Genomic DNA, 21,041 nt, shown 5'->3' with positions numbered 1-21,041 from the left:
ACTCGGACACTGGCCTGGGATTACGCCGCCGACATCAGTCGGCCTCCTTTCCGCGCAACCGCTCGTTGCGTGCGCCTTCGTGTCGCACTCTGGTCATGTATCCGGCCGGGCCGGACCACCCTGCTGAACAGGGTGCGGCCCTGCGCGTCGCTGAAGGTGGTGGTCTTGACCGTGTTCTGCTTCTTCTTGCTGGGGACGAACGCCTTGCGGCCGGGGCGACCCGCGCGTGGGCGGCGGACCTGCACCTCGGTCCCGTCGATCCGCAGGTCCACGCCTTCTGCCTCGGCGTAGGCGAATACGTCCTCCAGTGAGCGCAGCCGCAGCCCGGGCCGGTCAGGGGCGGCGAAGCCTCGGGCTGCCAGCAGTGGGCGGACCTCTCGGACTGCTGCGGAGACGGTGGAGCGGGCCTCGCCGTACAGCTGTGTCAGAGCGGCGTGCGGCAGCCCCAGCCGCAGGTGCACCCCCGGTCGACGAATACCAGGCGTTGCTTGGGCCCGGCACCAACAGCCCGCCTGCGGTCCCCGCCCCGCCGCTCGCGCAAGGCCGACTCACGGGCGGCCTGCCACTGGGGGGCGAGTTCTTCGAGCAGCTCGCCGAAATGTGCGCAGGAGACCCCGGATAGGGCAGGGTGGGAACAGGCCGCACGGGCCCGGGCTTGCGTCACAACTTGCCAACCCGAGCGGACCGTCGCCCGTAACGGCCAAGGCGCCTGTCATGATCGGCATCATGGGGATACGCATCGCACCTGCCGGGGTGGCCGACTTCCACCAGGTCCTGACTGATCACCCCCGCTACTGGGGCGAACGCGACCTTCGGTCGCTGCACCTTCTGGCGCTGGTGCAGGAGTTCGGTTCCACCTGCTTGGTTGTCCGAGCCGAGGACGGAATCCGTGGGTACATCTTCGGGTTCGTCACCCCTGACGGCACCGGGTACGTGCATCTGATCGCCACACGGGACGACGCCCGTGGCACCGGTCTCGGGCGTCGTCTGTATACGGCGTTCGCTGAAGCAGCGGAACGTCACGGTGCACGGCAGTTGAAGGCGATCACGTCAATCGAGAACACCGGCTCAATCGCCTTCCATCGCAGCCTCGGCTTCGACACGAAGATCGTCGACGACTACAACGGCCCCGGCCGGGCTATGGCCGTCCTCCACCGAGATCTGCCGCTCAATGTCTCGTGGCCCTGACCCACCAGCCGTCACTGGTAATCGCTCCCCAGGCCGTTAGCGGGTGCCGTTCGGGTAGCGCGAGAACGTCCCCGGATCGCGCTGGCGCCGGGCCGCGTACCGGCGCACAGACACCTCCATCCCTCGAACAGCTCCCGCAGGGCCTGGGCGAGAGCACGGGAAGCAGCCGTGAGATCGTCCCCCAGCGGTCGCAGTTCACTCATTTCCCTCCCCCGCCCCGGCGGCGGCACCCGCGTACTCGCGCTGCCGGCTCCCACTGCTCTTGGTGTCGATGAGGCGGTTGAAGAGGGGAACCGCCAGCCCAGCGGCGGCAAGGCCCGCGAGCAGGCCGCGTGGCGTGCCTTCACCCGCGAGTGCGGTCAGCCCGCCCGCCGCCACGCCGGCGAGTAATGCGAGCAGGAACACCGGGGTCGTTCTCAGCGACAGCAGCGGCCGGTCCACCAAGACCTCGATTCATCCAACCCGTCTCACAGCGGCGGGACTTATCGCCCATCCAGCGGATTGTGAAAGGGGGAATCACAGGATGACGGAGTTCGGAACCGTTGTAGCCTGTAATCAGGGAACAGAAGCAACAGCGCTTCCTGTTGCCACCGCTCCGTCCCACCCGGCCATGGGTGTTCTGGCAGATCAAGGCCGTGGCGGACCTGTCCGTTGCCGAGCCGTTGCGCTGCAACGTTGCTGACATCCAGCCACAAGGAGTCGGCACTGGCGAGCACGGGCCGAGCTACGATATCCCGCGCACCGGCTGGCAGCCGAACCTGCCGCCAGCCGCCGTGCACCTCACCCGGTCTTCAAACCCGTTGGCCCCAACACCTCCAATCTGGCCCCGCAGGTCTCCAGCGGGGCCTTCAGCTGCCTCGGGGAAAGTCGGCCGGCGGATGACAGCAGCGCGGATTCCGGGTCGGCGACGAAGAAGCAATCCTCACTTCGCCGCTTCAGGAGTGCCCTGCCGTCCCGCGAAGCACCTCTCTGGCGCGGGCCACGAAGGCCTCACAGGCCTGCTCCGCTACTTCACCTCGCGCGAGCATGTCGGCCTTATCGTCAGCGAAGAAGATCTCTCGGGTTCTCGCCTGGACCTCAGCGGCCTGCTCGGCGAGGTGCTGCGCCTGCGGGCCGAGGGCGACGAGGCGGAGCCGGAAGGCGCTGCTGCGGACCTCGACGTAGAGCCGGTACGACTCGGCCCGGGTCGCGAGGGTTGCCTCGGATTCGGGGACCGCATGATGGCTTGTCCACCGGTCGTACTGTGCCCGTCGATAGTCCTCCGCCAGGGCAATGAAGTCAGCACACGCATCGAGGAGACGCTGGTGGCTTCGCTCGCGGTCGGCGCGGACTGCGGCTTTCTCCTGGTAGCGGTGCGCGACAACGGCACCAAGCAGCGTTCCGATGACGGCGATAGCCGCCGCGATGATCCCCGGCACAACGCCCAGCCCATCACCTGGCAGCAAGTGCCGGACAGAGCGCGAATCGGCCACCGTCCGGTGATCACCGGGGATCTCAGGTCACGGACTGCGCGGGAAGTCCCGCGGGGTGGCACCGTCGGGCCCTGCGGCCGGAACTGCAGGGGCAGTTGCGTGCCGCAGAGCACCGCCCGATGGCGATGACCGCCTGAGGGAGCAGCTGGTGTTGGCGGAACCAGAGCGGCCGCGCGACCCGCCTGAGTACTCCGCAGGCCGGCGGGCGTGAGTGCACCGAGGAGGACCAGGCCCATCTCGCCGAGTGGCTGGCGGTCGAGCTGTGCGGGGTGGAACTGAGCCGGGACCGACTGGCGGAGGCCGTGGTGGCCCGCTGCCGCAAGGACCGGCCGGAGCCGCCTACGCCGGGGCGGATCGCCCGGCTGGTGGGGTCGGCGGTCAGCACCTTCGAGGAGCGGTTTTGCGCGGCCACGATGGATCGGCTGTCGGCGGCGACCCGGTCCCGGCTGGACGACCTGATCGCCGAGGACGCTGGCGCGGATGAGGAGAGCGTGGGCGGCGGGGGCACGTTCTTCGCCGAGCTGAAGGCGGACCCGGGGGCGCTGGGGCTGGACAGCCTGCTGGCGGAGGTGAACAAGCTCCAGCGGGTGCGCGGGCTTCAGCTGCCGCCGGAGCTGTTCGCGGACGTGTCGGAGAAGCTGGTGACGGCCTGGCGGGCGCGGACGGCGAAGGAGTACCCCTCGGACCTGCGGGTGGCGGCGGGTCCGGTGCGGTACACGCTGCTGTCGACGCTGTGCCATGTGCGGGATACGGAGATCACCGACTCGCTGGTGGAGCTGTTCATCCAGCTCGTGCAGAGGATAAACACGCGGGCGGAGAAGAAGGTCGAGAACGAGTTCAACAAGGAGCTCAAGCGGGTCCGCGGCAAGGAGGGCATCCTGCTGCGGCTGGCGGAGGCGGCGGTCGCGGAGCCGGGCGGCACGGTCCGCAAGGTGATCTATCCGGTGGCCGGGGAATCCACGCTGAAGGCGCTGGCGGTGGAGGCCGCGGCGAACGAGGCCCGCTACCGGGCCCGGGTGCGCACATCCTGGTGCAGAACCGGCGTGACGTGGCCGCTGCGAAACGGTTCTTCCGCAAGCTTGTGAAGGGCGCGGGTGCGGTGCCCCGGGTTTTCTACGGGAGTGCGCATCGCGAGGTGATGCCCTCGGTGGGACATCGCGCGCACAAGGGGTTGAACGACCGGGCGGAGAACTCCCACCAGCCGACAAGGTAACGCGAACGTGCGATGAAGGGCTTTTGCTCTGTCGGTGGGGCACAGCGCTTCCTGGCCTCGTTCAGTCGGATCTCCCCGCGCTTCGGCCCCGGACGCCACTTGTTGTTCGCCCCCGAGTGCCCACTGCCATGAAGGACCGATTCACCATCTGGAACGAGATCACTCTGACAATGCCGGGGAATGCCAGGCTGACAACGCAGCGGCGGATCGGTGGGGGCAGAGGGCGTGGAGGCCAGTGGTGGGAATCGCCCTGAGGTCCGGTGCACTTGCGGTCTCCTCCGGTGGGCCGGGAGCAGGGCTCTGGCCGGGAGCGAGGGCCCGTCGGTCGCGTTCTCGTCTGTGTCGGCCAGTTGTTGGGCGAGCGTGTGGCCCGGGCCGCGGGGCGACCGTTGGCCGGGACCAGTGAGTTGACCGACTTTGGAGTCACCCGGTGTAGGTGAACTCGTCGGCTGGACTGGTGGGGGACGAGTAGCCGTTCACGGTCACGGTGATGTCCACGGTCGTGCTCGTAGCTTTGCCCGACGGGGGTGCTTTGGCGACGATCTTGTCCGAGTCGACCTGGACGGATGGCGAGGTGTTCTTCCCAAAGTGCACGGTGGCGCCTTTCGCGAAGCCCGCGCCGGAGATAGTGACCGAGTCGTTGGCCTTGCCCCTGTCCGGTGTGATGCCGGTGACCACCACGGGTTCGGGCCCGCCGTAGGCGAACTGCCCGAGCGGGACTGCCGGGGAGGTGCCCAGGGGGTTGGTGACATACACGTTGACGATGCCGGCTCCGTCGGGCACCTCGGCAGTGATGGTGCCGTCAGGGTTGAACGTGGGTGGTTTCTGGCACGGGACGGGGCCGAAGTCGACGTTGCAATCCTTGCTGAAGTCGTGGCCCTTGATAGTGACCTGTGTGCCCGATGCGCCGAAGCTGGGGAGCACGCTGGTCACCGTCGGCGGCCCGGAGGGGACGGGCGCGTCCAGCAGTCTGAGGTAGGTGGAGTTGGCGTGCTGAAATGCGACTTGGCCCAGGAAATCCTCAACCGAGGCCTTGACCAGATTGTCGTCGTGGGTCATGTAGTCGGTGTTCTTGCTGACGGCAGTGCCCGGCTGGACGTAGACATTGTTCCCGCGCAGAGTTGCGATCGACCCGAGGAGCACTTTCACCTCGAGGGTCGCCGCTGGTCCGGGATCCGGGTACCAGCTCTCCGCGGCGGGGAGATCGGCCCAGGCCAGCGGCACCACGTCGTAGGCGTTGACGTAGCGTTGGTTCATGCTCCCGAACTGGGAGGTTAGGTAGTCGGCGAAGCTCTGCAGACCGGCGGTGGGTGCCGCGAAGGTGACCAGACCGAACTGCGGCCGGCTTTGCTGCCAGGTCTGCGCCTTCAGGTACAGCGCGACCATGTTTGCGATGCAACCACCCAGGCTGTGACCGATCACGTAGACCGTCGGCTGCGGAATCCCCGTCAAGAGGCCGGCGAGCGCCTGCACGAGATTGGAGCTCGTGCTGAGCGAACGCATATCGACGACCTGAGTGAAGGCGTCCATCGCCCCCTTCGATACGGAGATGGGGGAATTTGACCCGCTGGCGGTGAACGGCACCACCGTGCCGACGTCGAGGTCTTCGAGAATGTCGGTCACGCTGGCGATTGTCCCGCGGACGACCACGGCAAACTGGTTCGAGCCGTCGTTGTTCTTGGCGATGTACGCCATGTTCGCGTTGTCCGGGCTCAACGCGAGCCACGTCGGTGTCCAGTTTTTCGTCAGGGGGGAGTTGGAGAACTGCCGGGAGATGCCGAGCTTGATCCGCTCGGTCTGGGTTTGAAGGGTTTCCCCCGACGGACGCGGAGTCGCTCCAGTTGCCGCGATGGCGGCCAGGGTCATGGCTACCTGAGGCGTGATCGGAGTGGCCTGTTGTGCCGCCATGCTCGCTCCTTAAGTCTTCACTCATCGTCAAACATCTCCATTTCAATGTATTCGCATACTCAGTACCCTGACGGATGTCAGGCCATTTGTGTTCTCTAGTTCACTGGAATGGGGTCCGACTAAAACCGTAGTGAACGGTTTCAAGGATCTGTTTTCCCTGCAACCTCGTCGTCGCGGTTGTAGATGCTCGTTGGCAAGGTCCACGAACTCGGTCATTTCCTCTACAGCGAAGGCATGGTCCATGGGTCTGATGCGGACTTGGGTGACAAGTTCAGTCACGCGGCCTGGAGGGCCGGTGTGGTCATGACGGTTCGAGCAGAAGTACCTGTGGCGGGCCGTCGACGCCGACGGCAACGTGCTCGACATCCTCCTGCAGAGCCGCCGGGACAAGGCCGCCGCCAGACGCTTCTTCCTCCGCCTGATGCAGAAGACCCGGGCGGTGCCCAGGGTGATCGTCACCGACAAACTCCGTTCCTACGGCGCCGCCCATCGCGAGGTCATGCCCTCGGTCGAGCACCGCTCACGCAAGGGCCTCAACAACCGGGCCGAGAACAGCCACCAGCCCACCCGCCAGCGCGAACGCGCGATGAAGGGCTTCCGCTCCGTCGGCGCAGCCCAGCGGTTCCTGGCCGCGTTCAGCGGCATCTGAGCTGCATCGGTGCCCCGAGCGCCCGCCCGATCAAGCTGAACGACTGCCCCTCGCCAGCGTCTCCAAATCTCATCCTGCTGAGCCGGCGAAAACCCGTAGTCACGCACCCGTACCTCCACGATCACATGATCATCCGTGGGTGGTGCGTTGATCACTTGAGGGTGCCATCGTCTGCCGACAGGCGATCGGCGACCCGATCCGCTCACAGCAGCCCTACTCGCATTGGCAGTCCTCTTCGTCCGTGCGGGATCCTGCCAGCGCTTCTGCCCTGGGTGTCCCGCCCGGCGCCGCGGGTACGGGCGAAAAGGGCCCTCGCGGTCCGGCTCCAGCCCCGGCCTCTCATCAACGCGGCAGCCGGTGGCGCCACGCCCAAGCAGGGGCCCCGGCGCTGAGCGAGCCCGAAGACGCGGCCCGTATTCTAGCGCTAGAATAGGGGCATGAAGCCAGACCTGTCCGCTGCCGAGCTGACACTGCTCGGCCTGCTGCTGGAGCAGCCCCGACACGGATACGAACTGGAGACGGTGATCTCCGAGCGCGGGATGCGCGAGTGGACGGAGATCGGGTTCAGCTCGATCTACTACCTACTGACGAAGCTCCGGGAGAAGGGCCTGATCACCCAGACCGGTCCGACACGCTCCGGGGGTGGCAAGGCGCGCAAGGTCTACGCCGCGACCGCGGAAGGACACCGGGCCTGCTCGGCGGCGGCCGAGGCGGCGATCGCGGAGCTCCACCCGCTCTTCCCGCGCGTCCTGGTGGGGCTGGCCAACCAGCCGGCGATCGACCACGAGCACTTGCTCGATGCGCTCGACCAGCGTTCCCGCGCGCTCGCCGAGCGCATCGAACACATTCGGCAGGCCGCGTCCATGGAGCCGCAGGCCCCGGGGTTCGTGCACGCGATCTTCGACTACACCCTCAGCCAACTCTCGGCCGAGCAGGTCTGGCTCACCCGCTACCGCGCATCGCTGAGCGATGCACAGCTCCCAGGAGGAGAGACACCCATGACACCGTACGACGTCAAGAAGGAACACAAGAGGCTCTACGCGCCCAAGAACACCGCGTGGGCAGTCGTGGACGTTCCCGAGCAGCAATTCATCGCCATCGACGGCACCGGCAACCCGAACACCGCGCCCGCCTACGCTGCCGCGGTCGAGGCCCTCTACGCGGTCGCCTACACCCTGAAGTTCGCCAGCAAGCAGACCGCCGGCGGCGACTTCGTCGTCGCCCCGCTGGAAGGACTGTGGTGGGCCGAGCGGCCCGAGGCGTTCACCGCACGCGCCAAGGACACCTGGAACTGGACCATGCTCATCAACGTGCCCCCCTGGATCACCAAGGAGACGATCGAGGACGCCAAGCAGACCGCGCTGACCAAGAAGAAACTCCGCGTCATCTCCCAGCTGCGGCACCTGACGCTCCGCGAGGGCCCCAGCGCCCAGGTGCTGCACATCGGCTCCTACGACGACGAAGCACCCGTGCTGCACGAACTCCACCACACCTACCTCGACGCCAACGGCCTGCAGGAATCCGGCCTGCACCACGAGATCTACCTCAGCGACCCTCGCAAGACCGCCCCCGAGAAGATGAAGACCATCCTGCGTCAGCCGGTCCAACCACGATGACCCACACATCACCTCCCGCGGCCATCCCGCCCGCCCCGGTCCTGGCCGACCAACTCAGGGCTGCGCTGCACGACAACGCCGTTCCCGGACGGGCCGAGGGCGAGAAGGCCTACCTGAAGAGCACGCTGGAGCACATCGGCGTGCGGCCCAGCGCGTGGCGGCCCTCGCCGATGTTCAGCTGCACGCCGGTCATCCTGCGGTACACCTCGGAGTCGATGAACTGCAGCAGATGGAGCGTCTTGAAGATCCGCCCGTGGGCGGCGAACGCGTCCCCCAGCCCGGTCATCCGGTCGCCGTTGTTCACCATCCGCAGCAGGTCGCAGGCGCGGACCTGACCAGTGGTCAGGGAGCCGGCCACGCACAGCATGTCCTCCCAGTGCTCGCGGATCCGGGCGACCTGGACCCGCTGGCGCGAGACCGGTTCGAGCGGCCCGTAGTCGGCCGCAAGGTCGAAGCGCCACAGCCGCGCATCGGAGATGTCCGCGATCCGGGGCGAGAACTGGTAGCCGCAGATCGCGAACAGTCCGAAGACCAGGTCGCTGACGGACCTGGTATCCGTGATCACGACCTGGGGCCGGTCGGGGGTGTCGAGGCTGAAGACCGCGTCCAGGATGCGTGACGGCGTAAGGGCCGTCGCCGGATCCGATCGGGGGATTCCGCCTCTGGAGCGGCTCGGCCGATTACGAGCGAGACAACGCTACCTTAGTGGTTGGCTCCGGAAATCCTTCGGGGGTTGCCTCCGGAGCCGGTGTTGCATCTATCGACCAGCCAGGCGATGTAGTCAGGATGACGCCGGATCCGTTGCGGGATTGCGGACGCCGCCGTCGCCACCCGGCCCTCCTGATTCCGGACCGTGCGCCGCGCAGATGTCCCGTACCCGCTCCATGCGGAGGACCTCAACGCCGCTGATGGTCCGGCGTTCGGAGTCGTGCACAGGGCGTCGTCGACCAGCTTGCTTTCGGCCTGTTCCACGTGCAGGACGTCGTCCGCCGATTGGGCGAACACGCCCGACAACGAGACCGTGACGCTGCGCTGGCCGTCGGCCGTGACACCGTCGGCGGTGATCCACCCGGAATCGCCGCCCTCGTGGCCCCAGTACCTGCCGCCGCACGACAGCGGGCGCGAGAAGAGCCCCAGCCCATCACGGACGCCCGGCATGAGCTGCTCGAACTCCTTGCTGACTGGGATGGTCTGTTTCATCTGCGTCAGCTGCGCCGGGGGCAGGAGCCGGCCGCCGAGCAGGGCACGGAAGAATCGGTTGATATCGGCGGTGGTGGAGACGAGTCCGGCCTCTCCATTGGTGCCCGAGCCGACCTGCTCGGTGACGTCCACGGGCGGTTCGCCGGGCTTGAACCTTTGGTAGGTCTCGGCGTGTGGCTGGGGCAGAGTGGGGGAAGTACCCGGCCAGAAGGTGTGATCGAGGCCGAGCGGCCGGACGATCCGATCCTGTACCTCCTGATGCCAGGGGTGCCCGGTGACCCGCTGGATGATCATGCCGAGCAGGACGTAGCCGGTGTTGGAGTAATTCCAGTCCTTGCCGGGCTGGAAGTCCGGCCGGTGGCGCATTGCTCGGCCGACGGTCTGCTCGGGGGTGTAGGTGTCGTATCGATGCTGGTAGAAGTTATTCGCCGAGGCGTAGTCGGGGTAGTCATCGTGGATGCCGCTGGTGTGCTGGAGCAGTTGGCGGATGGTGATCGCGCGGCCGTCATTGCCCATTTCGGACACCACGCGGGGCAGCCATCGCTCGACTGTGTCGTTCAGGGAGAGCTTGCCGTCGCCGGCGAGTCGCAGGATCACGGTGGCCACGAAGGTCTTGGTGACGCTGGCTATCCGGAAGTGGCCGTTCCGAGGGACCGGCTGCTGGGTCGTCAGGTCGGCGACGCCGCTGGTGGCGGTCAGGTTCCGGCCGTCGGAGGTGACCAGGCGGGCCTGCACTCCCGTCACGCCGAGTGCGGTGATCGCGTCGGCGTCGCGCCGAAGCTGGGCCTGGTCGTCGTGCTGTTTGGCGGCGCCCGCCCCGGACGTACAACTGGTGGAAAGGGTTCCGGTCACGATGGCGGCCAGCGCCAGGTTTCGCCGGAGGGATCGGCCGCGTCGCCGTGATGAACGAATCGGTGAAGTCGTCATGGGCGTTGACGCTAGGTCTGGCTGAGGTGCGCTGACGGTACCGCTCACTGGTGGGAAAAAGGGGTAGTGGGCTGTAGTGCCGGGCGCGGTAGCCATGGCTCAGACTTGTGCGAATGAACTACCTTGAGGCCAGTCGGCTTTCGGCGATGTCGCGCGGTCTGGGTTATCTACTGGGAAGCCTGTTCACCGCTGCGCTCGCCCTGTTCGCGCTGCCCGTGCTCGTCGTCCCGATGATGGCGCGCGCCTGGGCGTCGTGGCATCGTCGCCGCGCCGACCGGCTGCTGCTTTCTCCGTGTTCTGGTCCCGTCCGTGTCGGTACGTGGCGTGTTCTCGGGTGGCTGTGCACATGCATCGTGAGCAGTCTGGCGTTCGGGCTCGTCGTGGTGCTGTGCGCGGGTAACGCGGTGGCTACGGCCATTACGGTGCCCTTGTGGTGGGCGTTGCCCGCCGGCACCCGCGCGGGCGGCTTCGCCGCCGGTGTTCCACTGTCCGGGTGGGGCACGGCGTTGACCCTGGGGACCGCGCAAATCGTCATCTTCGCGGCCCTGACCTACTGGCTGGTTCCACTGCTGGCGCGCCTACACGCCCGGATCTGTGTTGCGTTGCTGTCCCCCTCGGCCGCCGAGAGGTTGGCGCAGCGTGTGGAGACGCTGACCAAGACGCGGGCCGGCGCCATGAACGCGCACGGCGCGGAACTCCGCCGGATCGAACGTGACCTGCACGACGGCACCCAGGCCCGGATGGTGGCCATCGCGATGCGGCTGGGCGTGGCCCGTGAGTTGCTGAGCGAGGACCCCCAGATGGTGGCCAGACTCTTGGAGGAAGCGCATGAGAGTACCGAGGAGGCCATGGCAGAGCTTCGTGCGGTGATCCGGACGATCTACCCGCCGATCCTCGCCGATCGCGGCCTCGCAGGGGCGCTGGCCGCGCTGGGGACCCGATCGGCGATCGACACCACCCTCGATATCGGCGACCTCGGCACGATCCCCGCCGCGGTCGAGGCCGTGGCCTACTTCACGATCGCCGAGGCGCTCACCAACGCTGCCAAGCACAGCCAGGCCACCCGGACCACCGTCCGCGTCGCACGCGACGGTGACCGGCTGTCGATCGAGGTCACCGACGACGGAGTCGGCGGCGCCGACGAGACGCTGGGTACCGGCATCGCCGGAATCCGCCACCGTGTCCTGGCGCTCGACGGCACCGTCCACATCCACAGCCCCAGCGGCGGCCCGACCACGATCACTGTGAGCCTGACGTGCGGGTCGTGATCGCCGAGGACAACGTCCTGCTGTCCAACGGGCTGGAACTCCTGCTGACCGCCAAGGGCTTTCACGTAGCCGCGATCACCCAGGACGCCCCCGGCTTCGTCGCTGCCGTCACCGAACACCGACCGGACGTCACCATCGTCGACGTACGGCTACCGCCAACCTTCCGCGACGAGGGCATCCACGCTGCCATCCACGCCCGCCGCCAGCACCCCGGCCTGCCCGTGCTCGTCCTCTCCCAATACGTCGAGCAGCAGTACGCCGGCGAGCTGATCTCCGATGGACGCGGCGGCGTCGGCTACCTTCTCAAGGACCGGGTGAGCCGGGTGAGCGAGTTCATCGACGCGCTGCGACGGGTCGCCGCCGGCGGTACCGTCATGGACCCCGAGGTGATCGGGCAGCTCCTCACCCGTCACGTCCACGACCCGATTGCCGCCCTCACGCCACGCGAACGCGAAGTTCTCGCCCTGATGGCCGAAGGAAAGGACAACGCCACGATCGCGGCCCGGCTCGTCATCACCGAGAACGCCGTCCACAAGCACATCGGCAACATCTTCGCCAAGCTCGGCCTCTCGCCGGCCGACAGCGGCCACCGCCGCGTCCTCGCAGTCCTCACCTATCTCAGCCGCCAGTAACCAAGTGGTTTGCTTTGGAAGTCATTCGGGGGTTGACTCCGGAGCCGGCAGCGCGCCTGTCGCTGTGTCAGATGCCGAAGGCGACGAGGTAAAGGCCGCAGGCGGCCAGGCACGCCGGGTTGTCATAGGGCAACAGGCGGGACGGCGACCGGCCACAAGTCGTTGCCGCTCGGAGAGCATCATGTTGGCCGACAGTCGCCCGTGGCCTTTCTGACCCGGCAAACGGTGTGTGAGTTCTCATCCGTGTTGCGGTAGGGGGATCGCTATGACCTGCGTAGCTGCAGATGATTGAGAGATGCTTCGTGTGCTTTCTTCCACGCCGATCAGGGCCTTGGCCTGCCGTACCGCAAGCCTGATGAGAATCCCGCAGTTGCGTTGAGAATTCTGGAGCGGCCAGGGAGGCGTCTGACCGGCTACCGTCGACGGCGTGACAGCGCACGCCGTATCCGGCTCTCCGGTGCCCGCCCGACTGACTCAGCTCATGGCCGACTACCAGGAGTTGCACCAGTGCGTGCCGGGCCAGGAGGCGGCGCGCGGGCAGCGGTTTAACGCGTTCCTGGCCAAGGTGCTGTGCTGGGGCGGCCTGCGGGACGTGGTCAGCGATCAGCGCGGGCTGGATGGCCGGGACGAGACCGATGTGTCGTTCATGCTCGGGTACACCCCCTACATCCTCGAGGCCAAGTGGCAGCACGCACCGGTGGATGCCAACGCGCGGTCGAAGATCAAGGAGAGGTTGGAGGGCCGACCGCCGGGTGTCCGCCCCGTTCTGGTGTCCATGTCTGGCTTCACCGCAGCGGTGCGCAACTGGGCGGACTTCCATGCGGGTGTGGTGTTGCTGGATCGCTCGCACGTCGAGGCCATGGTGTCCGGACTGCTCAGTGCCGAGTTCCTCTTCTATCGGCACCTGGCCGTCACCGCCGGGCGCGGTGGCTCGTACGTGCCGCTGGCCGACCTGCTGCCGAAACCCGATGTGGGGCCACCGCCATCATTCCTGCGCCCCTCGGCGCAGGGCATCGACGGATTCCCCGCGGTCCCCGAGCCGGGCGTCACGGTCACACATGTGCTGACCGCAGACGGCGCTTGGACGGAAGGGGAGATCAGCGGCCTCGCGCACACCGGTGGAAGTGGGCTGTTGTGGACGACGATGTCCGGCATGCTGCGCGTCGATCCGGCAACGGGTCGCAGCTCCTGGACTACGGGTCCCGCCCTCTGCAAAGGGCCGGCTCTCGTGACGCCCGACAGCGACACCCTCCTGCACAACGAGGAAGCCGTCCTACGGATGACGGACGATCAGGTACACGTGGTAGGCGGCGGGTGCAAGGGCCATGGCTGGCTGATGCCTGGCCCGGACCACACCGCATGGGCGTTCACCACCCAAGGGCCCCGAACCGCCCAAGGGTTTGGCGGGCACACGCTGATCCGGCTGGGCGACACACTCGCCGACAGCATCTCCTACGATGTCGATTTCGCTGGCGGAGTTCACCAGGCCGCACTGACCCGGTCGGGCACCCTCTTCCTGGCGGGCGGCGGGCGTGGCGTCACCACCCGCCTTGAGGAGGGTCTGCACTGCCCCAGCGACCGGTGGACCGACTCCGCCCCGCTCACCCCGCAAACAGCCCTGGCCGTCGGCGAGCACACCGTCCTGCTCGCCGGCCCGACCGGACAGGGCATGGAGAAGGCCCTCGTCGCCGTCGACACCCGCGCCCACCGCTCGACACTGCTGCTGCGGCTGCCGAACACCACCTACATCACCGGCCTGGCCGCCGCCAGTGACGACGCCGTCTACCTGCTCACCGACATCTGCGGCAACGACCAGGCCCCGCGTCCCCACCTGCTGCACATCACCATCCCCGCCCCGGCCCGCCCATGAGCCATCGCGCACCGCCGCAGGGAGAGCGGGCGGCGGCCGCTCGGGCACCGGTGCCCAGGACGTCCGAGGACGGTGCCATCCTTGTGCCGTGATCACGCCCGACGAGCTGCGCAAGCACTCCAAGAAACTCGTCCTGGACCCGACCACGACGGAGTTCCTCACCCAGGCCGAGCATGAATGGCCTGCCGCGTCCGCCCGGTGGGCCGCCCACACAGTCGAGAAACTCCTGGCCGCTTGCCCGCCGCCCGCCACCCTGGAGCCCGTCGAAGCGGGGGAGTACTTCACCCGCCTGCGCCAGGCCCTCGAGCAGGACCTGCGCGCTCTGGCCCAGTCCTATCCGGCCGTTCAGTGGCTGTGGTACCTGCGCCGCCTGCCCGACCTCTTCGAGGGCGAGCTGCCCACCACCGGCCCCTACGACCGCGGTCTGATGGAGCTGATGGCCACTACCAGCACCAAGCCCTGTCCCGCTCTGCCCCACAGCGATGGGCAGATCGCCTTTCCCATCACCGACGGGGTGGTCCGTCGCGTGCTGCGCCTGGCCATGACCACCATCGTCCTCAGCGACATCCACTCCCGACTGCGCCGGGCCGGCAAAGGGATGGCTTTTCAGTCGCGGCCCGGCCACCCCCTGCCGGTCAACGTGCCCACCGCGCATCTCGAGGAGGCCATCGCCCTGTACGACCAGCGTGTGGCCGCCTTCGGCGCCGGGCTGCTCGGCGCCGGAACGCAGGTCTTGTCCGAGGATCATCACGAGGACGATCCACTGCCCATCATCGCGGTGGCCCCCCTTCCAGCCTGGCAGGGGCTGCCGTCCTGGCAGGGAACCCCAGACGACGGCACTCCCGTCGTCGTGTGGGGCCGCTTCACCCCACGTGGCCTGTCCCTCGGACAACTACGCAATCTGCTGGCCCTCAGTAACCCTCACGTTGCCTGGTGGCAGCCCCAACTGCCCGCACTTGTCGCGCTGTTGCAAGCCCTCAGTTTCTATCTTTTTCACTACACCAGTCATGGCTGGCTCAGCCTGACCCGCTACGGCTACGTCACTTTGGGCCGCGACCTGCTCACCAGCTACCTCGCCCATGTGCTGCCCATGCTGCGCAGCGAACTGGACACCTGGTTCCCTGACCACCATCTGACCGAGCCCGACACCGTCCTGACACTGCTGGACGCGTTGCCGGTGACCAGATGGCCGCTCACCCCACCCCCTGTTCTGCACCACGCCGGCCCCGACATCGTCGTCGACCTCGATGCCGCCACCCGCCATCTGCTCGCCCTGTGCACCATCGCTCCCGAGGGGCAGGGCCCGCTGGTCAACATCCGGGCCGAGCACTTCGAGCAGACCGTGCAGAGCCTCATCGACCGCTCGCCCTGGAAACCCTCACCCCACGCCCCCCGCCGAGGCCTCCAGCCGCGCCCGTACGGCCAGAACGTTCTCACCGATTTTGACGCCGTCGGCGAGGACGGCGAGACCCTGCTGCTCGTCTCGTGCAAGAGCCGCCCCTACACCGGACTCTACGACGCCGGCGATTTCCGTACCGTCCGCAACAGCGCCAGCCTCATCGAGCAGTCCGTCGCCAAGTGGCAGCAGGTCACTCGCACCCTCACCGAGCAGCCTCAGGGCACCAACTACGACCTGACCCGCTACAAGCGCATCCTGGGTGTGGTGTGCCTGCCCCACACCCCCTACACCCCACTGGGCGATGCCACACAGATCATCGACACCCGCCCCAACGGACAGACCTTGCGCAGGGCCTGCGACTACAACGAACTGGCCGCGTGGCTGAACGCCTCAGCCGCCGACTGAAGCATCCACCTGCAACACAGCCGACCCGGCGCGGCAGGAGCATGGCGACCCACAGCCACAGCAGGGTTCGCCGGCAACCGCGGACCAGACATCCGCCCCACCGGGGCAAGTCCGTGCCCGCATGCGACGGCGTAGACCACGCGGGACGCGGCGGCCGTGCGGCGGGCCATCGACCGAGGCGGGGCCGCCACACAGGACTCCTGCCACGACGACCTGGATCCCGCACCAGAGCCTTCGATCACCAGTCATGAACGGCCCCAGCTACCGGCCGAACAAGCGGCCCAAGAACCCGACCGGCAAGCCGCCGACCGCCTAGCGTCCGGGCTGGTCGACGTTCCCCTCCCGCGGCAGGGCCTCGTCACAGAAGACGCAGACGAAGTCCTCCTCACGCACGATGTTGAGCTGCTGGCAGGAGAGGCAGCGTCGGAACAGCACCTCGTGCGTGAAACCGGACGGGCGAACGATCCCGGCCTGGTCCAGGGCCTCGGCGACGGCTGACCACGAGCTGATGTCCGGGCAGTAGCCGGTCGACTGATTGCTGACCTCGTCGACCGCCCACCGCCCGGACTCCTCACGGAAGCTGATCTCGCCAGCACTCAGGACCGCTTCTCCACCGGCACACACCACGTGCTCCCTGCGACGCGGTGCGAGACGCAGGACCCCAGCCTGATCAACAACGAAGGTGAAGGGCTCAGCCAACTCCTCCGCCGTCCGAGCCGAGACCCACGCATCGAAGTCCGCCCACGCTCTGACCCTCGCCATCCGGCCGGACGAGACTCCTCAACTCGGCCGGTCCGACATAGCGATAGTTCCACCCGCCCAAGGTCATGCTCGCCAACCTAGACCTGCACTGAAGCGAGGACCTGGGGAATTACGTGACCGCAGAGGTGGGGAATTACGTGATCGTCGACACACCCGGAACTACGGCGACGCCGCCACCTGCAGAAGGACGGTATTTGCCCGGCTGGCCCGCTACAACACCCGGCGCCGGCACTCCGCCAACGGCCACCTCAGCCCCAACGAATACGAACACCGACACCACGCGGCTAAGCTCACGCTCGCCGCGTGATCAACGAAGCGTGCCCACCATCACGGGGGAAGGCCCGAGCGGCGTCATGCCGGTATGGCGTCAGTGAGCCGGAGTCGGCGGGTTGCTGCCACCACCAGCGATGGGCATGCCGAGCTCTTGGCGAGTGTGAGGGGATGGGGCCCCGGTCACTGCGTCGTGTCGTTCTCGTCGGCTGTGGGCAGGTCGAGGTAGCGGGCAGCGTCGTACAGGACGTCGCGGGTGATGGCTTCCGTGCGGTCGAGGATGGCAAGCTGGCCGGCCATACCGACCAGAGGAGTGAGATGTTCCATGAGCCCGTCGGTGATCCGGTAGATGTCCTTTTCGTAGTCCAGGAGGCTGCCGGGCCGGTGATGGCGCAGGCTCAGCCGCCCGTCAAGGGTGGCCACGGTGCTGACCCACTCGTCGGGGTGCTCCTTGCAGCGGGGCGGCAGCCGGTTGACCCACAGGGTGGGCACCGAGCGCGGCCGGATCTGCGCGGTGGCCTCGGTAGGACGCCGCAGGGCGGGGAAGCGAGCTGCGCGGGCTTCCCGGAGGATGTCGCTGGAGCCGATGCCGCTCCAGAAGACGGTCAGGTCCAGCTCGTCGGCGAGGTAGTCGAAGTAGTCGAAGGTCGGCTGCAGGTCCTCGGGCCGCAGCCGGTCGATGCCGTCGATGAGGCAGACCTCGGTGCGGGAGTGCCGCATGACGTGGACGGCAGGGCCGGTGAAGTCCTTCATGCGCTGCACGGGCCGCTGCTGGGTGTCGGGGCGGTAGAGGTCCCAGCCGAGGAAGGCGGCCAGGGCCGCGGACCAGTCGGCGGGCGTGCCGGGCTCGGGCGGGGCGTTGATGCAGACGACGGGGATGCGGCTGTCGTCGATGTCGTAGAGCTTTTCGCGGCGGCCCTGGTGGCCCAGGCCGATGTGGTGCAGCAGCGTGCGTTTGCCCGTGCCGCGGCAGTCGCTGTCGATGGCGACGTGCGGGCAGGGATGGCGGCGTTCCCCGTTGTGACGCAACAGTCGCCGAGCGGTGAGCGATCCCTTGATGATGTCGGTGGTCTCGACGAGTCCGAGCTGGGCGTGGTAACGCACGCGGGGGTCGTTTTCGTCGGCTCCGTCCTTGCCGGAGGGCGTGGAGTCGTCGGCCGGTGGCGGGATCGGGGGACGAGAGGGCTTGTGCCGCACGCGGGCGCGCCAGCCGTCCAGGGTGGTCGGCGACCCGAGAGGCAGGACCGAGACCGGGGCTGGGGGTGAGGCGCTGCGCGCGTCGCGTACGGGGGTTTTCACTGTTCGTCTCCTTGCCGACTGTTGCCGGGGGCGTCGCTGGGCAGGCCGCCAGGCGGCGCAGGATTGGTGTTGTTGTCTCCCGGCGTGGCTGGGCCGGGGCCGGGCGGATGCAAGCCGGGCAGGGACGCCAGGAAGTCCTCGAGGGTCTGTTCCGCGCCCCGGACGGGCTCGGGTGTGTCGAAGAGCTCTCCAGCGGGCCGGTCGAGCGTGCGGAACGGGCGGACGGTGTCCGGGTCCAGCGGCGGCATGTCGGCGTCGTAGGGCTTGGCAGGCGACGGCAGCGAGGGCCGGGACGGGCGGGATACCGTAGCCGGGCGGGGGCCCGGTGACGCGCTGCCGGGCGTCGGCCCGGCGGCCAGGTCGCGCAGCAGATGGGTGGTGGCCCGGGCGATGGCCGCCTCGTCGCGGCGGCTGCCGCCGCCGGCGAGGTGGATGTGCAGGGCCTCGGCCCAGGTCTCCTCGGTCCACCGGTCGCTCAGCAGCCTGCGGTGGATGAAGGGCACCTCGATCCACGGGTCGGTGCCCGGTTCGGCTCGGTGGTTGAACAGCCAGGCGACCTCGGGATGGTCGGGGGAGTAGTGGACTTCCCACCGGCCCTGCTGGGCTGTGATCCCTGAGGACCCGCGGCAGGGGTCCAGCTCTCCCCGGCCGAGGTTGTAGGTGCGGTTGTTGATCTGGAAACCCTTGCGGCTGACCCGCACCCACACCGCCGGCAGCAGCTTGCGGTTCTCCTGCTCGGCCAGGGCGGTGGACCGGTAGCCGCGCAGGGACACCAGCGCCGCGTACATCTGGTTCGGAGTCAGACGCAGCCCGGGGGTGAAGGGGGAGCGGAGTGCCCCGTGGGGGGTCTGCTGCCAGTGGAGGACCACCCACTGTTCGAACAGTTCCTGGAGCTGGGGGATCGTCCACAGCGGCTGCTTGCGGACGCGTTTGCCACGCAGGTCAAGGCGGTGGTGGGTGTAGGAGGCCAGGTACTGGCTGAAGCCGGTCTTCACCGCCCGCATGGCGCGCTCCACGATCGCCTTGTCAGTGGCGGTGCGCAGTCGTGCCTCGCGTACCTCGATGCCCAGGGAGAGGCAGGCTCGGGTGAAATCCGCCGAGATGAACGGCGAGCCGTGGTCGACGACGAGTGTTTCCGGCTTGATGACGGGCCGTGCGGCGGCGCCGGCGAAGCAGGGGTCGGCGGCCAGGAGCTCCTCGAAGGGAAGGTCGGAGCCTTCCATGAACGTCTCCGGCGCCCAGCCCGGCCGCGCGGGCAGCGGGGCTGTGGTCTGGGCGACGACCTGCATGGTGTCGAAGGAGCGGGTGGCTCGCCCGGCGAGCCACCGTCCGGTCCCGCCTGTGCGGCCGACCCGCTTGGGTACGATCAGCGAGCCGACGATGCTGCGGGTCGCCACACAGATCGCGATCGTGAGTTCCACGGAGATGACCCGTCCGTCGTCCCCGAGGACGAGGACGTCCAGCCCAGTGGTGTCGATCTGCACCAGTTCCCCGGGTCAGCGGGCCCAGGTCGCCCGCCGGGCCCCGGGCCGCGCCGACGAGATCGCGGAGCCGGCCGCATGCCGGGCCGCGGCGGTATGTGCGTTCTCCGCGGTGATCCTCAGCCGTTCCAGCAGCCGGTAGAACGTCGCCGGACTGTTCACCAGCCCCCGGGCGGTTTTCGGGTCGACGAGCAGGTGTGCGTAGCGGGCCCGAATCGTCTGCTCCACTCGGTCGATCAGCCGGGACAGCGTTCCCGGTGACAGGCCCCTGGCACGTTCGTCGTCCAGGATCTCCCACACGATGTCGACCACTCGCCCGTCGACGCGTCCATGCGAGGTCGCGGTGCGCAGATGCCGTTTGCCGACCAAACCCATCAAACCGTCTTTGCGCCAGGCCGCGCACTTGCGTTCCACGGTGGCCGCGGACACCGGCGCTCCGGCCTGGGTGAGCTGGTCGGCCTTGGCCTGGTACCGCTGGCGGAGGGTACGGCTCTTCGGGTCGAAGGCCGGTCTGGGCGGGGTCCTCCACGCCCTGACGCGCCCTCAATCGATCAACACCCCACCAACGTGACAACGCCCCTCGCCGTGCTGACCGAGGAACCGGGCGTAGCCCCGGTCCGCGCGGGTCAGCAGGGCCGGGGAGGGAACGCCATAGGCGGGCGGCTGGGGGGCCGCGGCCCTCCGGGGCCGGGGCGGTGCTTTCGGTGTGTGCGGGCATGCGGCCCCGCCTCACCCGGCGCGCCAAGGCCCACTACCGAAGGCGCCGCGACGACCACGGAGACTGGCACGCTGCCGCCCAGAGAAACCTCTTCAACCGCATGCTCGGCCAGCTTTACCACTGCCTCCAGCACCGCAAGCTATGCGACGAACAAACGGCCTTCCCCGTCGAACTCGCTGCCGCCGCTTGACGAGTCAGAACCCTGAAGTATCTCACGGGGCCGCAGCGACGCTCCGCACCCGGGACGATCTGGCACTCCAAGGCCAGCCACGCCTCAGGGGCGCCGACATGCCACTCGATCACCGGCGACATCGTCAGGCCCTCAGATCGTGCAGGCTGTACGCCGCCCCCGGGGTCTCTCGTCGACCGCGCCACATGAGCATCCGAAGCATCCGACGGTCACCAGGTGCCCATGATTCGGCACATCCGCGTCTGGCACCCTCTAGTCGGCGAGGTGCTCGGTTTCCCGGCGGATCGTGCACATTGGATACATGCACATTGGGCAGCACATCGCCCGTGTACGGCAACTCTGGCAGTCGCGCTATGCACTGGTAGCGATTCCCCTGGTGCTGATCGCGGCGATCACCGTAGCGGACATCAGCACGCCAGAAACCATCCACCTCGGCCCGCTGCTCGTCGTAGCGCCTGCCATCACCACCGCATTCGCCAGCTACCGGCTGACGGCACTGATCGGGGCACTGGCCGTGGGAGGCCAGAGCCTCATCGCCGTATTCCGCGGCTTCGACGAAAACCACGTCGCGCAG

General features: G+C 68.0%; 17 protein-coding genes and 5 pseudogenes. 11 read left to right on the top strand and 11 right to left on the bottom strand.

What is annotated here, in order from left to right:
* Positions 1–20: 20 nt before the first annotated feature.
* Entirely contained in the window at positions 21–461 is a 441-nt protein-coding gene (locus ACZ7L9_RS36930) for a transposase family protein (protein ID WP_471421901.1), read from the bottom strand.
* 253 nt (positions 462–714) lie between these two features.
* Here ACZ7L9_RS36930 and ACZ7L9_RS36925 point away from each other — a divergent pair, with 253 nt between their 5' ends.
* Complete coding sequence (locus ACZ7L9_RS36925; RefSeq protein ID WP_471421900.1) at positions 715–1,188, top strand: GNAT family N-acetyltransferase; 474 nt, start codon at positions 715–717, stop codon at positions 1,186–1,188.
* A 39-nt stretch (positions 1,189–1,227) separates the two neighbouring features.
* On the opposite strand, the pseudogene ACZ7L9_RS36920 reads toward ACZ7L9_RS36925, so the two are convergent.
* From ACZ7L9_RS36920 to ACZ7L9_RS36910, 3 genes and pseudogenes are all read right to left on the bottom strand, one after another.
* Positions 1,228–1,391: pseudogene (locus ACZ7L9_RS36920) on the bottom strand (response regulator); the annotation flags it as partial.
* Entirely contained in the window at positions 1,384–1,593 is a 210-nt protein-coding gene (locus ACZ7L9_RS36915) for a hypothetical protein (protein WP_471421899.1), read from the bottom strand. The pseudogene ACZ7L9_RS36920 and the gene ACZ7L9_RS36915, both read right to left, overlap by 8 nt.
* Positions 1,594–2,123: 530 nt before the next feature.
* Positions 2,124–2,660 (bottom strand): hypothetical protein, encoded by a 537-nt coding sequence (locus ACZ7L9_RS36910; RefSeq protein ID WP_471421898.1) that lies wholly within the window; start codon positions 2,658–2,660, stop codon positions 2,124–2,126.
* A gap of 269 nt (positions 2,661–2,929) precedes the next feature.
* Between ACZ7L9_RS36910 and ACZ7L9_RS36905 the strand changes: the two genes are divergently transcribed.
* Together ACZ7L9_RS36905 and ACZ7L9_RS36900 are read left to right on the top strand one after the other, a co-directional pair.
* Positions 2,930–3,745 carry an acyl carrier protein gene (locus ACZ7L9_RS36905; protein WP_471421897.1) on the top strand — a complete coding sequence of 272 codons (816 nt, stop codon included), beginning with the start codon at positions 2,930–2,932 and terminating at the stop codon, positions 3,743–3,745.
* A pseudogene (locus tag ACZ7L9_RS36900) lies at positions 3,685–4,037 on the top strand (DDE-type integrase/transposase/recombinase); the annotation flags it as partial. The gene ACZ7L9_RS36905 and the pseudogene ACZ7L9_RS36900, both read left to right, overlap by 61 nt.
* Before the next feature lie 259 nt (positions 4,038–4,296).
* Here the strand turns inward: ACZ7L9_RS36900 and ACZ7L9_RS36895 are convergent.
* Entirely contained in the window at positions 4,297–5,781 is a 1,485-nt protein-coding gene (locus ACZ7L9_RS36895) for a lipase family protein (protein WP_471421896.1), read from the bottom strand.
* Between the two features lie 322 nt (positions 5,782–6,103).
* Between ACZ7L9_RS36895 and ACZ7L9_RS36890 the strand changes: the two are divergent.
* Both ACZ7L9_RS36890 and ACZ7L9_RS36885 read left to right on the top strand, forming a co-directional pair.
* A pseudogene (locus ACZ7L9_RS36890) lies at positions 6,104–6,427 on the top strand (IS6 family transposase); the annotation flags it as partial.
* A 440-nt stretch (positions 6,428–6,867) separates the two neighbouring features.
* Positions 6,868–8,046, top strand: a complete 1,179-nt coding sequence (locus tag ACZ7L9_RS36885; RefSeq protein ID WP_471421895.1) for a GyrI-like domain-containing protein — start codon at positions 6,868–6,870, stop codon at positions 8,044–8,046.
* A 109-nt stretch (positions 8,047–8,155) separates the two neighbouring features.
* Here ACZ7L9_RS36885 and ACZ7L9_RS36880 read toward each other — a convergent pair whose 3' ends face one another.
* Both ACZ7L9_RS36880 and ACZ7L9_RS36875 read right to left on the bottom strand, forming a co-directional pair.
* Positions 8,156–8,656: a Tn3 family transposase gene (locus ACZ7L9_RS36880; protein WP_471421902.1), complete on the bottom strand. Its 501-nt coding sequence runs from the start codon at positions 8,654–8,656 to the stop codon at positions 8,156–8,158.
* Between the two features lie 92 nt (positions 8,657–8,748).
* Positions 8,749–10,098, bottom strand: a complete 1,350-nt coding sequence (locus ACZ7L9_RS36875) for a serine hydrolase domain-containing protein (protein WP_471421894.1) — start codon at positions 10,096–10,098, stop codon at positions 8,749–8,751.
* A gap of 188 nt (positions 10,099–10,286) precedes the next feature.
* On the opposite strand from ACZ7L9_RS36875, the gene ACZ7L9_RS36870 reads away from it, so the two are divergent.
* The 4 genes from ACZ7L9_RS36870 (at position 10,287) to ACZ7L9_RS36855 (ending at position 15,747) form a co-directional block, all read left to right on the top strand.
* On the top strand, positions 10,287–11,441 hold the full coding sequence (locus ACZ7L9_RS36870) for a sensor histidine kinase (RefSeq protein ID WP_471421893.1): 1,155 nt from the start codon (positions 10,287–10,289) through the stop codon (positions 11,439–11,441).
* Positions 11,429–12,073, top strand: a complete 645-nt coding sequence (locus ACZ7L9_RS36865; protein ID WP_471421892.1) for a LuxR C-terminal-related transcriptional regulator — start codon at positions 11,429–11,431, stop codon at positions 12,071–12,073. Before ACZ7L9_RS36870 ends, ACZ7L9_RS36865 begins: the two co-directional genes overlap by 13 nt.
* A 427-nt stretch (positions 12,074–12,500) precedes the next feature.
* Positions 12,501–13,943 (top strand): hypothetical protein, encoded by a 1,443-nt coding sequence (locus ACZ7L9_RS36860; RefSeq protein ID WP_471421891.1) that lies wholly within the window; start codon positions 12,501–12,503, stop codon positions 13,941–13,943.
* 88 nt (positions 13,944–14,031) lie between these two features.
* Positions 14,032–15,747 carry a hypothetical protein gene (locus ACZ7L9_RS36855; protein ID WP_471421890.1) on the top strand — a complete coding sequence of 572 codons (1,716 nt, stop codon included), beginning with the start codon at positions 14,032–14,034 and terminating at the stop codon, positions 15,745–15,747.
* Between the two features lie 312 nt (positions 15,748–16,059).
* On the opposite strand, the gene ACZ7L9_RS36850 is transcribed toward ACZ7L9_RS36855, so the two are convergent.
* The 4 genes from ACZ7L9_RS36850 to ACZ7L9_RS36835 all read right to left on the bottom strand — a co-directional run bounded on the left by ACZ7L9_RS36850 (position 16,060) and on the right by ACZ7L9_RS36835 (position 19,988).
* A complete protein-coding gene (locus tag ACZ7L9_RS36850; protein WP_471421889.1) occupies positions 16,060–16,509 on the bottom strand; it encodes a hypothetical protein in 450 nt (149 codons plus the stop codon).
* A 453-nt stretch (positions 16,510–16,962) separates the two neighbouring features.
* Positions 16,963–18,078, bottom strand: coding sequence for an ATP-binding protein (locus tag ACZ7L9_RS36845; RefSeq protein ID WP_471421888.1), 1,116 nt, complete (start codon positions 18,076–18,078; stop codon positions 16,963–16,965).
* Positions 18,075–19,562, bottom strand: coding sequence for a hypothetical protein (locus tag ACZ7L9_RS36840; RefSeq protein WP_471421887.1), 1,488 nt, complete (start codon positions 19,560–19,562; stop codon positions 18,075–18,077). Before ACZ7L9_RS36840 ends, ACZ7L9_RS36845 begins: the two co-directional genes overlap by 4 nt.
* A gap of 12 nt (positions 19,563–19,574) precedes the next feature.
* Entirely contained in the window at positions 19,575–19,988 is a 414-nt protein-coding gene (locus ACZ7L9_RS36835) for a hypothetical protein (RefSeq protein WP_471421886.1), read from the bottom strand.
* Positions 19,989–20,299: 311 nt separating this feature from the next.
* Here ACZ7L9_RS36835 and ACZ7L9_RS36830 point away from each other — a divergent pair.
* Positions 20,300–20,467: pseudogene (locus tag ACZ7L9_RS36830) on the top strand (IS110 family transposase); the annotation flags it as partial.
* Between the two features lie 301 nt (positions 20,468–20,768).
* Positions 20,769–21,041 (top strand): annotated as a pseudogene (locus tag ACZ7L9_RS36825) (serine/threonine-protein phosphatase); the annotation flags it as partial.

It is taken from the genome of Streptomyces sp. NPDC111516 (genome assembly GCF_055635345.1).
Note: the sequence above shows the minus strand (reverse complement) of the source record. Positions and strands in the feature narration are given on the sequence as shown.